Consider the following 11,196-nt stretch of genomic DNA (forward strand, 5'->3'; position numbering starts at 1 on the left):
GCCGAGGAGACCACCGAGGTTGCCGAGGAGACCAACGACGAGAACGTCGAGGTCAACGCCGACGAGACCGCCGCCGATCCGGCTGAGCCGGCTGAGGGCGACGTGGCCGCCGAGGCTCCGACCCAGGACGGTTCCGTCGCTGAGGCCGAGGCTGAGGCCAAGGCCGAGGAGAAGTAACCCTCTCTTTGTCATCCGCCCCATTCCCGTCACCGGGAGTGGGGCGGATTTTTTTCGCTTATCGACGCCCGCGTCCTCCGCGTCGGCACGCGACAGCGGCGTTGTAGTCTGGGGAGATCATGAGCGATGATCTCCTCCGCCTGCGCATTGACCTGGCCTATGACGGCACCGATTTCCACGGGTGGGCCCGCCAGAAGCAGGAGGGTCTGCGGACCGTCCAGGCAGTCCTCGAGGATGCCCTGTCGCTGATCCTGCGGACGGAGGCCTCCCTCACCGTCGCAGGGCGTACCGACGCCGGCGTTCACGCCCACCTCCAGGTCGCCCACCTCGATGTGCCGGCGTCGAGCCTGGAGCAACGCACCATCGACGGCGATCCGGCACGCCTGGTCCGTCGCCTCGCCCGACTGCTCCCGGAGGACGTCCGGGTCCACGCCGTTGCCGCGGCGCCACCGGGTTTCGACGCCCGCTTCTCGGCCCTGCGCAGGCACTACGTCTACCGCCTGACCACGCATTCCCGCGGCCCGCTGCCCACCCGCGCGCGGGATACCGCGCACTGGCTCAAACCGGTCGACCTGGACGACATGCAGGCGGCGGCGGACATCCTCATCGGACTCCACGACTTCGCAGCCTTCTGCAAACCCCGGGAACACGCCACCACCATCCGGGATCTGCAGTCGTTCACCTGGCACGACGTGTCCACTCCGTGGGAGATGAACACCTATGAGGCCCGGGTCACCGCGGATGCCTTCTGCTGGAACATGGTGCGCTCCCTGGTGGGGACATGCCTGGCGGTGGGGGAGGGGCGTCGAGAAGCATCGTTGCCCGCGACGCTACTCACCGAAACTCAACGCTCCTCCCTCATCCCCCTGGCCCCGGCGAAGGGACTGAGCCTGAGCGGCGTGGACTACCCGGTGGACGCGGAACTTTCGGCACGCACCGCGATTACCCGCGACCGTCGGAGCCTGTGAGCTTGCCGGCCCGCCACCCCCGGAATTCTCCGCGGCACGCGCCTGCGGTTGTCAACCCCCGTCTGCAGTCGTAGTCTGACGCCGTCAACGTACGCTGTCATCAAGGGGGAGATGGCATGGGTTCCACCGTGCTGCCGACAACACGCGCGCAGGTGTCCGGGCACCGTTTTCTGCGGCGCCGACTCGAACACGGCCTGGTCTTCGGGGACATCCGCATGATCCACGATCCGCTGGCCACCCGCTCGCGGGCGCTGCTGTTCGGGCTGGTGGCCGTGGTGCTGATCTCGCTGGGGGCGGGCCTGCTGGCCTGGCTGCGCCCGGCGGCGCACCCCGGCGATGCCCCGATCCTGCAGACCGCGGACGGGGCGTTGTTCGTGCGAATCGAGGACCGCGTCCACCCCGTCACCAACCTCGCCTCCGCCCGGCTCATCACGGGTGAGCCCGCCGCCCCCGCCCGGATCGGCGACTCCCTGCTGGCGGAGGCCGACCGTGGGGTGCCGCTCGGAGTGCATCCCGCCCCCGTGGTGCTGGCAGCCGAGGAGCACTCCGATCAGGAGTGGGCCGCATGCTTCGGGCAGGAGACGACCACGGTGGCAGTGGGCGGGCACACCAATCCGCTCGGGGGACATCGTGGGGTGCTGGCCGAAGGTGCCGGAGCGGAGTGGCTGCTGACCGTGGAGGGGCGCCACCAGTTGCCCGCGCCCTCCTTACCGGAGGGGCGCATGGTGCGCCGGGCCCTGGGCATCGGTGCCGACACCCCGCGCTGGCGGCCACCGGTGGAGGTACTCGGGGCGGTGGACGAACGCGATCCCGTCACCCTGCCTGAACTCCCCGCCGAGATCCTCGACACCGGCGCCGGGCTGTGGGCGGTGCTGCCCGATGGCGTGGCACCACTGACCGGGGTCCAGGCGGAGGTGCTGGCGGACGCCGGGGTCACCCGCCGGGAGGTCGACCGCCAGGTCCTCGCGGAACATCCGGATGCTGCCTTTGATCTGCGGTTACCAGCCGTGGCCCCGCTGTTTGTCGATCCGGAGGAGGTCACGGTCTGCGCCACCGAGGGCCGCGTGAGCACCCTCACCTCCACCGTGCGGCCGGTGACGCTGTCCGGGGAGGGCGTGGCGGATGAATTCCGCAGCGACACCCGCCGTGCCCTGGCGGTGGACACCGGTCACGGGTTCCACATCGTTGATGCCACCGGCCTGCGGCACACGGTGGGTGACCGCGCTGATCTGGCCGCACTCGGTGCCGGGGAACCGGTGAGCGCCCCGTGGTCGGTGCTCCGCCTGCTGCCCGCCGGTCCGCCACTCGACCGGGAGACGGCCCTGCGGGCCAGTTACTGAGGGGGTGCGGCGGGAACTCCCGCGCTACATGCCACGTTGAATGAATATGCCCTCGATGAGAGAGATGGTGTCGGAGCGTATCGAGCGCATCGAAGACACCCACGCCCGCGCCAAGGAGGGCACGTACGGGTTCCTGGTGCGGCCCCTGACGCTGACACTCGGGTGGACCGTGCTCATCATCGGGCTCGTCACCATTCCCCTGCCCGGGCAGGGGTGGCTGACCACCTTCCTCGGCGTGGGCATTCTCTCCCTCGAACAACGGTGGGCGAAGAATCTGCTGGTGCGGGGAGTGCACCTCTACGACCGCTTCTTCGCCTGGTTCCACCGCCAGCGGCAGTCGGTGCGGATCATGCTGATCGTCCTGCTCATCGTCGTCATCTGGGTGGTGTTTCTCGGCATCGGGTACGGCATGTGGAAGGCCGGCACCCTCGACTTCCTCACCCCCTACGCCGCCCAGCTCGGGCTGTCCCGATAATCAGGGTCAGTACGGCCGCGCCGAGGAGCACCGTCTGGGCCCGTCGCCCGGTCAGTGTCGTCGGTGCAAGGTGCTTATCGACGCCCACCTCCCGCCCCGCCACCGCAAAATCTCCGGGGAGGTGTGTGGTGACGGTGAGTGGATCGATGACCCCGTGACCGGGCTCCGCGGCCTGCCGGAGGTGGTGCCGGATGTCGGCGGCGGAGGCGGCCGGATGGCGTTCGATGAGCAGCGCCGCCACCCCGGAGACCACCGGGGCAGCAAAACTCGTGCCCTCGAACCGGGACTCCTGCCCCTGCGGATGGCGGGTGCCGGTGGCGAAGCCGTGTCCGCGCGGGGACAGTCCCACGGGGAGCAGCCCGGGTGCGCTCACCTCCCCGGGGGCCAGGGTGTAGTCCGCCAGCGCGTGGGGATCACCCGGGTGGACCGCGGCCACGGAGAGCACCGTGTCCTCCGCGGCCGGGTACACGGTCATCCCGGGCTGGCAGGAACCGCCGGTATTACCCGCCGCGGCGATGACCACGACCCCTTCCTCCTCCGCGCGGTGAAGGGCGTCGTGGAGGGGCGCGGCGTCGAGAAGCACGGCGGGATCGAGACAGGAGACGACGGAGATGTTGATCACCCGGGCACCGGCGTCGAGCGCCAGGTGGATGGCCTGGGTCAGCGTCTCCAGGGTGCCTCCCGGGGAGTCCCGGTAGTGGGCGCTGGACTGGCGGATGCTGAGGATCTGTGCGCCGGGCGCGATGTCGTGGATGACCCCGGCGACGGCCGTGCCGTGTCCGTCGCAGTCGAGTAGCGGATCCGCGGCCCAGGGGCTGACCAGGTCAGCGACGGGCTCCACCGTGCCGAGCTCGGGGTGCGGGGCAACCCCGGTATCGATGACGGCCACGCGCACCCCCTCGCCGCGGGCCAGACGGTGATGGGGATTCTCCCCGCGTTCCGGGGGCGGGACTTCCAGCGGTTGCACGCAGGCGATGTCCTGCGCGTGGACCGGGGTCGGCCAGGCGAGGACCATGACGAGCAGCAGGGTGGCCCACCTCATCCCAACCCCCGGATGAGCACGAACATGCCGGCCAGATGGGCGGCGAGCGGCAGCGTGGCGGCCAGCGACAGTGATTCCGCGCGCTCCCACCACACCACGGCCGTCGGCTCCAGGCGGGGGACCCGGTCCGCCCACAGGGGTGCGGACAGGGTGGCTGCACCGACCGCCGCCGCCAATGCCCATTGCAGCGGGTGACCGGGATCAGCGGCCGCCCAGGCGATGCCGACGCACGCGGAAAGGCCCACCGTCATCCACGCCCATGCCGCAACCGGCTGCCGGTGCCGCAGTGCATGCAGCAGCACCGCACCGGCGACAGCCGTACACAGCGCCTGCGTGAATGCCCCGCCCTGGGAACCGAGGTAGAGCAGAGCCGGAGCAAGCAGCGACGCCGCGCCCAGGGCCGCCCCCTCATGCAGCCGCCGGGCCCGGCGGGCCTGCCCGGTCACATCACCCGGGGGTTCATCCGCCACCGCCATCTCCTGGCCGGCGGTGGGCAGGCGGGGGACCTGCAACCCGGCGGCGCGGGTGGCCAGACCGGGCAGCAGACTCATGAAGACCACGCCCCCGGCGACCAGGAGCGCGGCGGCGGCCACCGGAGGGTGAGCGGCGTGTGCCGGCAGGAGGAAGCCGAGCGCTCCGAGGGATCCCACGCCGAGGACTGCGGCGGTGGCGGCAGTGGTGCGCGCGCCGATGCCCCCGATCGCCAGCAGCAGCACCAGCGTTGCCCCGGTGGCGCCTGCCGCGGCCAGGGATGCCGCCCCCGTCGTGGCCGGTGCGGTCATCTCCCCGGGGCGGGCGGACTCGAGGACCAGGGCCGCTGCTGCTGCCCCGGACAACACGAGGACACAGGGTGCCAGCGCGCGCCGGTGGCGGCAGGCGATGAGTACCGCCAGCGGCGCCAGGGCTGCCGCCGCCAGTGCCTGCGACCAGGGGAGGTGGACGACCGCGAGGATGAGGAACACAGCGGTGCCGGTCACCGCCCCCGCCACCGGGAGTCCGTGAGTGGCGGCATCGGCGGCGGATTCCGCCAGGGCCTCGGCGGAATCCCGGATCACCGGCAGGGAACCGGCGTGCCGCGGAGTGAGCACCACCACCGACCCGTGATCGAGGGGCGTCTGGTGCAGGGGCACCGCCAGATCCAGGGGCGAACCACCCGCGGTCGTGGCCAACCAGGGCCGGGAGATCCGGGGTGCCTCGACCAGCGCCACGATCTCCGGGATCACCTCCCCCAGACTGGAGCCGGCGGGCACGGCCACGTCCGCCTCCTGGTGGTACGAGCCGATCTGAAATCTCATGGTCAGACGCAGGACATGGTCGACAGACACCGCGGATTCTCCCCCTGTGGATGCGGCGGGCACACCCCTGCGCCCGCATCACTGCGCATTGTCACCCCGGCAGCCGGTGCTGTCCACTCGGGAGGCCACACCCGGCAGGATCGCGACGATTGTCCTAGCATGAGCCTCAACGACGCCGGTTGGGGTGACCGGCGACCGATGACTGCCGAGGGGGACAGTGATGTCGTTGCCTGTGACCGGCGTACTCAGCCGGGAGATTGAACCGCTTTCACCGCCGGAACGCGAACCCGCGCCGCCGTTGCCGCAGGGGAGCCTCAACGCCGAACCGGTCCCGGCGGCACAGCGACCGGGCCCGGTGCCGCTGCTGCGGATCCTCATGCCGGTGGTCATGGTGGCGGCGATGGTGGCCATGGTCGCGCTGCTCATGCTCGGCGGTTCCGGCGCCAATCCGATGATGCTGCTGTTCCCGCTCATGATGGGAATGTCACTGTTGATGGTGTTCTCACCCCAGCAGGGCGAGGATGCCGATGAGACGCGCCGGGCCTATCTGCGTCACCTCGGGGCACTCCGGGACAAGGCTCTGCGTAACGCCGAGCGGCAACGGGCGCACGAGTTCCACCGCCATCCGGAACCGGGTGAGTTGTGGAGCTACCTCGACAGCCGCCGCCTGTGGGAGCGCGGACCCGAGGACGCCGACACCCTCGAGGTGCGTATCGGCCTGGGGGACACCACCTTGTGCACACCGGTCCAGGTTCCGGACTCCGGGGCCGCCGAGGACCTCGATCCGGTGTGCGCCGTGAGCCTGCGGCGGACGGTGCAGGCGGTGGGAACCTGCCCCGGGATGCCGGTCGCCGTGCAGCTGCAGGCCTTTCGCTACCTGGGGCTCGCGGGGCCACGGGCGGGGGATCTGGCCCGCGCCCTGGTCGCTCAGCTGGTGTTCGCGCACGGACCGGAGACCGTCTCGGTGGAGACGGTCGGCCAGGGGTGGGACTGGCTCAAGTGGCTGCCGCATTCCCACCATCCGGAGCAGGCCCGCCACCGCATCCTCATCGTCGACCACACCACGACCACCGGCACCGAGCCCTACATCGACGACCCCACGTGGACCACGATCATCGATGTCGGTTCCCGCGCCACGACTGCCCTGGGCATGCGCGCCGAGCAGGAGGGACTGGCCCTCAGCGCCGATCGGGACGGGATTCTCCGGGCGCACACGGCGGCCGGTGTGGAGGATCTCGGGGTAGCCGATGGACTCCGGGAGGACGAGGCCCTGCTCCTGGCCCGCTCCCTGACCCGTTTCCGCCGTCCCGCCGGCGCCGCTGCAGAGGGTGGGCGGGACCTCATGTCGCTCATCGGTGTCGCCGACATCGAGGCGCTGACCCCGGAGACGATGTGGCCCGGCCGCGAGCTCAGCCGCCAGCGACTGGTGGTGCCCATCGGGACCACGGAACAGGGGGTGCCCGTTCGTCTCGACCTCAAGGAATCCGCCCACGGCGGCATGGGCCCGCACGGGTTGTGCATCGGCGCCACCGGATCCGGCAAATCGGAACTGCTGCGCACACTCGTGGTCTCCCTCGCCGCCACCCACAGTCCGGATGAGCTCAACCTCGTCCTCGTCGACTTCAAGGGTGGCGCCACGTTCCTGGGGTGCGAGCGCTTGCCGCACACCTCGGCGGTGATCACCAACCTCGCGGATGAGGCGGTGCTGGTGGAGCGCATGTTCGACGCCATCTCCGGCGAACTCAACCGCCGCCAGGAGGTGCTGCGCGAGGCCGGGAACTTCGCCAACGTCACCGAGTACACGACGGCTCGTCTCGGCGGGAGGGACCTGCCTCCACTGCCGGCGCTGGTCATCGTCGTCGACGAGTTCTCCGAGCTGCTCGCGGCCCATCCGGATTTCGCGGACCTCTTCGTCGCTGTCGGGCGGCTGGGGCGTTCCCTCCACGTGCATCTGCTGCTGGCCAGCCAACGCCTGGAGGAAGGCCGGTTGCGCGGGCTGGATTCACACCTGTCCTACCGCATCGGGTTGAAGACCTTCTCCGCCGCGGAATCACGCCAGGTCCTCGGTGTTCCCGACGCCCACCACCTCCCGGCCCGGCCGGGTGCCGGCTTTCTGCGCCATGACGCCGACCTCACCCGCTTCCAGGCCGCCTACGTCTCCGGTCCGCTGGAGCGTCGCGACGTCACGGCCCTGCCGGATGGTTCGGGCAGGGTCGCGCTGTTCACCGGGTGGGAACAGTTCGCGGAGGTGGAGGCCCCACGGGTGGTCGACGAATCCACCACGCTTCTCGACGCCGTCGTCGACCGTGCCCGCGCCACCGCGCAGGCCCGCGGGCAACGCGCCCATCGCGTGTGGCTGGATCCTCTGCCCGCAGTGGTGGAGTTGGCCGGGGTCGCCGAGGACATCGGCCTGCTCAAGGCCGTGGTCGGCATCGTCGACATGCCCTACCACCAGCGGCAGGACCCGCTCGTTGTCGACCTCGCGACGTCCGGAGGCCATGCCGCGGTGTGCGGCGGCCCGCAGTCCGGCAAGTCCACGGCACTGCGCACCATCGTCGCCTCGCTGGCGGCCACCCACTCGACCGCGCTGCTCCGCTTCTATGTCCTCGACCTCGGTGGCGATCAGCTGGCCACACTGGGACGTCTGCCCCATGTCGCCGGTGTTGCCGGGCGCTCGGATCCGGAGCGGGTGCGTCGAATCGTCGACGAAGTCTCCGGTTTCATCGACCACCCCGAGGACCGCCACACCTTCCTCGTCGTCGACGGATGGCACACGGTGGCCGCGGACTTCGAGGACCTCATCGAACCTCTCACCGCCCTGGCCGCCGACGGCCCCTCCCACCGCGTCCACCTCATCGTCTCCGCCCCGCGGTGGACGGTGCTGCGCCCGGCGGTACGGGACCTCATCGCCCACCGGATCGAACTGAAACTCGGGGAGGCGATGGATTCCCTCATCGACCGCAAGGCGCAGCAGAAGCTTCCCGGACTCCCCGGCCGCGGCCTCGATCCGGAGGGCCGCCCGATGCTGCTGGCACTGAGCTCGAACCAGGACATCGCGCACATCGTCTCCACCGGTGGTGAGGATCCCGTGCCGCGCCTGCGCGTGCTGCCTCCGCGGGTGCACCTGGCGGAACTGGATCCCGCGCCGGGGGTTCCCCTCGCGGTCGGCGGCCCCCGCCTGACCACCGTGAGCTGGGACCCGGTGACCAGCCCGCACCTGCTGGTCATCGGCGGGCAGGGCTCCGGAAAATCCACCACGCTGGCGACGGTCATGGCGGGAATCTGCGCGTTCGGCAGACAGGCTGCGCGGCTGGTGCTCATCGATCACCGGCGCGCCCACCTGGGGCGCATCGATCCCCAGATGCTCGCCGCCTACTCCGCGACCACCACCTCGACCACCGCTGCCCTGCGTGACGTCCTCGCCACCCTCAGCGCCCGTCTGCCGGGGCCCGACATCACACCGGCGCAGCTCGCCGCCCGTGACTGGTGGGAGGGGCCGGACATCTACCTGGTCGTCGACGATGTCGATCTGGTCGCCGACCATGAGCTCGCCCGTCTCATCGAGCTGCTGCCCCATTCCCGCGACATCGGTCTGCATCTTGTCCTCGCCCGAAAGTCCGGCGGCATCGGGCGCGCCCTGTTCTCCCCGTTCCTCTCCGCCATCCGCGACCAGACCCCCGCGGTGCTGCTTCTCGACGCCGACCGCGACGAAGGCGCCGTCTTCGGAATCCGCCCCATCGCCCAACCCCCGGGCCGGGGGACCTGGCAGGTCCGCGGCGAGACCATCGGTGTCTGTCAGATCGCCGAAACCCAGGAGGAGTCATGAGTGCCCCTGCCGTCCCGACCACCCTGAACATCACCGTCCTCGACACCGCCACCATTTTTGAGGGGCCCGACACGGTCTACCGCTATGACCTGCCTGGTACCGGCATCATCGACGGGTGGGCCCTGGCCGCCGTCATCGACCAGGCGAAGGAACTGTGCAGCCGGCACTGGCCGGACGTCGAGATCATCGTCGATGCCGATGCGCCCACCACCGAGGTCCTCACCCGCTCGCTCCTCAACAAGGGTGTCGCCGCCTACCCTTCCGAGGTACTGCAGGAAACGGAGATCCCACCCCCGGAGGAGGTGACCATCACCCGCCCCACGGGCGCGGCCGGTCGGCATCGTCTGCCCTCCAGTATCCAGCCCTTCCATCTCGTGGTGGGAGTGGTCGTCGTCGCCATCCTCGGGTTGAGCTGGTGGGTGGTGGGTGGCACAGCTGCCCCGCCCGCCCCGGCGCCGTCGGAATCGGTCGCCGCCACTCCCTCGCCTTCGCCGGAGGGGACCACCACGGAATCGGTGGCGCCGACGGCGGCGTCGATAAGCGCGACCCCGGAGCCCCGCAGCATCCTCGAACACGAGCGGCTGCGCTTCGAGGCGCCGACCGGATTTCAACTGGAACAGCGCGATGGACTGTTGTTTGCGGCCGGGGACGATCCGACCCTGCGGATCCACGTCGCCGCCGATCCCGTCTACTCCGTGCCCGCGGAGGCGGTGGTGGCGCAGGTCCACGCCATGATCGACAACGACGACACCCTCCATCTCCTGGGCCCGGAGCGTGCGGGACGCGGTCTTGAGGCAGTTCGCTACCGTGAGACCCCCGGCGACGGCTCCGAGGTCACCTGGCACACCTGGATCGAAGGCGGGTACCAGATGTCCGTCGGCTGCCACACCCGACACTCACCGACGGTGCCGCAGGAGGCGGCGTGCCGCATGGTTCTCGACTCGCTGAACCCGCGTTGACCTGGGAATGTGTGGTCGGAGGAAAATAGTTCGGGGGAACAGGGAACCTTTGGCCGGTTTTCGGAGTCCAACAATGGTGGACGGGCCGGATGATGGCCCGTCGGGAAATCACCTAACTCGGGAGGGGAAAGAACATGACCCAGATGTTCAGGACCGAAGCCGATGTGATGCTGGCAACCGCCGGCCACGTCGACACCACCAACAACGAAGTACAGAGCGAACTGACCCGCCTCCAGGGCGTCGTCGACGGCGTGCGCTCCAGCTGGACCGGCAGCGCGCAGGTCTCCTTCGACTCACTCATGCAGCGCTGGCATGCCTCCGCAGGTGAACTGCGTGAGGCACTGAGCAGCATCTCCGACAACATCCGCCACAACGCCCGCTCCTTCGAGTCGATGGAGGCCGACAACGCGCAGGCCTTCAGCAACGTCGGCGGCCAGGGCCTGGCTCTCTAAGACAAGGGGAAACACTACAATGGACGCAATCAAGTACCAGTTCGGCGCGATCGAGGCCGCCGCCGGCGACATCAACGCCACCTCCGGCCGCATCACCGCGCTGCTCGACGATCTCAAGTCTCAGCTTCAGCCCATGGTGGCGACGTGGGAGGGAGATTCCGCAGCCGCATATGCCGAGGCGCAGGCCAAGTGGGACCGCTCAGCAGCAGAGCTCAACACCATCCTCGCCACCATCTCGCGCACGGTCAGCCAGGGTAATGAGCGCATGTCGGACGTGAACAGGATGGCCGCCGCCAGCTGGGGCTGAGCCTGCATCCGTGGCGCCGGGCACGTTCCTCACAGCACAAGGGGACAGACGCAGACCTGGTCCGGCGCTGCACGTGTGATCGCCCGGGCAGGCGGTCACAGAGTCAGCAGACATCGCCCGCATCGTGCGCAACTGCGCACAGTGCGGGCGATGTCTGCGATTCAGACACCGTATTGAAGCGTGGTTTGGTTCCCGCCACCCTATCCCCTTAGACTGTTCAAGTTGTGTGCGCTGAGCGCGGGTCTCCACCGGCCGCCGTGTTCCAGCTATGCACCCACCAGCATGACCATGGCCGGCAGCCCCCAGACAGACTTTCAAGGAGTCATTAGTGTCTACTTACCACCCGAAGAGCGGT

The 11,196-nt window shown here is 69.8% G+C and carries 9 protein-coding genes; 7 read left to right on the forward strand and 2 right to left on the reverse strand.

Annotated elements, in window-relative coordinates; all coding sequences use genetic code 11:
• Nucleotides 1–296 precede the first annotated feature (296 nt).
• From truA to Q4F73_RS08390, 3 genes are all read left to right on the forward strand, one after another.
• Nucleotides 297–1,145, forward strand: coding sequence for a tRNA pseudouridine(38-40) synthase TruA (gene truA, locus Q4F73_RS08380; RefSeq protein ID WP_303358899.1), 849 nt, complete (start codon nucleotides 297–299; stop codon nucleotides 1,143–1,145).
• A 116-nt stretch (nucleotides 1,146–1,261) separates the two neighbouring features.
• On the forward strand, nucleotides 1,262–2,485 hold the full coding sequence (gene eccB, locus Q4F73_RS08385) for a type VII secretion protein EccB (RefSeq protein ID WP_303358900.1): 1,224 nt from the start codon (nucleotides 1,262–1,264) through the stop codon (nucleotides 2,483–2,485).
• A gap of 46 nt (nucleotides 2,486–2,531) precedes the next feature.
• Nucleotides 2,532–2,960, forward strand: a complete 429-nt coding sequence (locus tag Q4F73_RS08390; protein ID WP_303358901.1) for a TIGR02611 family protein — start codon at nucleotides 2,532–2,534, stop codon at nucleotides 2,958–2,960.
• Here Q4F73_RS08390 and Q4F73_RS08395 read toward each other — a convergent pair.
• Nucleotides 2,923–4,002, reverse strand: coding sequence for a S8 family serine peptidase (locus Q4F73_RS08395; RefSeq protein WP_303358902.1), 1,080 nt, complete (start codon nucleotides 4,000–4,002; stop codon nucleotides 2,923–2,925). The two genes, Q4F73_RS08390 and Q4F73_RS08395, sit on opposite strands and share 38 nt — an antisense overlap.
• Nucleotides 3,999–5,327, reverse strand: a complete 1,329-nt coding sequence (gene eccD, locus Q4F73_RS08400) for a type VII secretion integral membrane protein EccD (protein WP_303358903.1) — start codon at nucleotides 5,325–5,327, stop codon at nucleotides 3,999–4,001. The genes Q4F73_RS08395 and eccD overlap by 4 nt, the downstream gene beginning before the upstream one ends.
• Before the next feature lie 190 nt (nucleotides 5,328–5,517).
• On the opposite strand from eccD, the gene eccCa reads away from it, so the two are divergent.
• From eccCa to Q4F73_RS08420, 4 genes are all read left to right on the forward strand, one after another.
• Nucleotides 5,518–9,123 carry a type VII secretion protein EccCa gene (gene eccCa, locus Q4F73_RS08405; protein ID WP_303358904.1) on the forward strand — a complete coding sequence of 1,202 codons (3,606 nt, stop codon included), beginning with the start codon at nucleotides 5,518–5,520 and terminating at the stop codon, nucleotides 9,121–9,123.
• On the forward strand, nucleotides 9,120–10,082 hold the full coding sequence (locus tag Q4F73_RS08410; RefSeq protein ID WP_303358905.1) for a type VII secretion-associated protein: 963 nt from the start codon (nucleotides 9,120–9,122) through the stop codon (nucleotides 10,080–10,082). The genes eccCa and Q4F73_RS08410 overlap by 4 nt, the downstream gene beginning before the upstream one ends.
• Before the next feature lie 134 nt (nucleotides 10,083–10,216).
• Nucleotides 10,217–10,534, forward strand: a complete 318-nt coding sequence (locus tag Q4F73_RS08415) for a WXG100 family type VII secretion target (RefSeq protein WP_303358906.1) — start codon at nucleotides 10,217–10,219, stop codon at nucleotides 10,532–10,534.
• A gap of 19 nt (nucleotides 10,535–10,553) precedes the next feature.
• The gene (locus Q4F73_RS08420; protein ID WP_303358907.1) at nucleotides 10,554–10,841 is read left to right on the forward strand and encodes a WXG100 family type VII secretion target; all 288 of its coding nucleotides are present in this window, start codon (nucleotides 10,554–10,556) and stop codon (nucleotides 10,839–10,841) included.
• Nucleotides 10,842–11,196: the final 355 nt, after the last annotated feature.

It is taken from the genome of Corynebacterium sp. (assembly GCF_030535495.1).
GTDB lineage: Bacteria > Actinomycetota > Actinomycetes > Mycobacteriales > Mycobacteriaceae > Corynebacterium.

Excerpts from the sequence above, each read along its gene's own strand:
- Q4F73_RS08390 (WP_303358901.1), top strand. The coding sequence starts at position 2,532 with ATGCCCTCGATGAGAGAGATGGTGTCGGAGCGTATCGAGCGCATCGAA.
- eccCa (WP_303358904.1), top strand. The coding sequence starts at position 5,518 with ATGTCGTTGCCTGTGACCGGCGTACTCAGCCGGGAGATTGAACCGCTT.
- Q4F73_RS08410 (WP_303358905.1), top strand. The coding sequence starts at position 9,120 with ATGAGTGCCCCTGCCGTCCCGACCACCCTGAACATCACCGTCCTCGAC.
- eccB (WP_303358900.1), top strand. The coding sequence starts at position 1,262 with ATGGGTTCCACCGTGCTGCCGACAACACGCGCGCAGGTGTCCGGGCAC.
- Q4F73_RS08415 (WP_303358906.1), top strand. The coding sequence starts at position 10,217 with ATGACCCAGATGTTCAGGACCGAAGCCGATGTGATGCTGGCAACCGCC.
- Q4F73_RS08420 (WP_303358907.1), top strand. The coding sequence starts at position 10,554 with ATGGACGCAATCAAGTACCAGTTCGGCGCGATCGAGGCCGCCGCCGGC.
- truA (WP_303358899.1), top strand. The coding sequence starts at position 297 with ATGAGCGATGATCTCCTCCGCCTGCGCATTGACCTGGCCTATGACGGC.
- Q4F73_RS08395 (WP_303358902.1), bottom strand. The coding sequence starts at position 4,002 with ATGAGGTGGGCCACCCTGCTGCTCGTCATGGTCCTCGCCTGGCCGACC.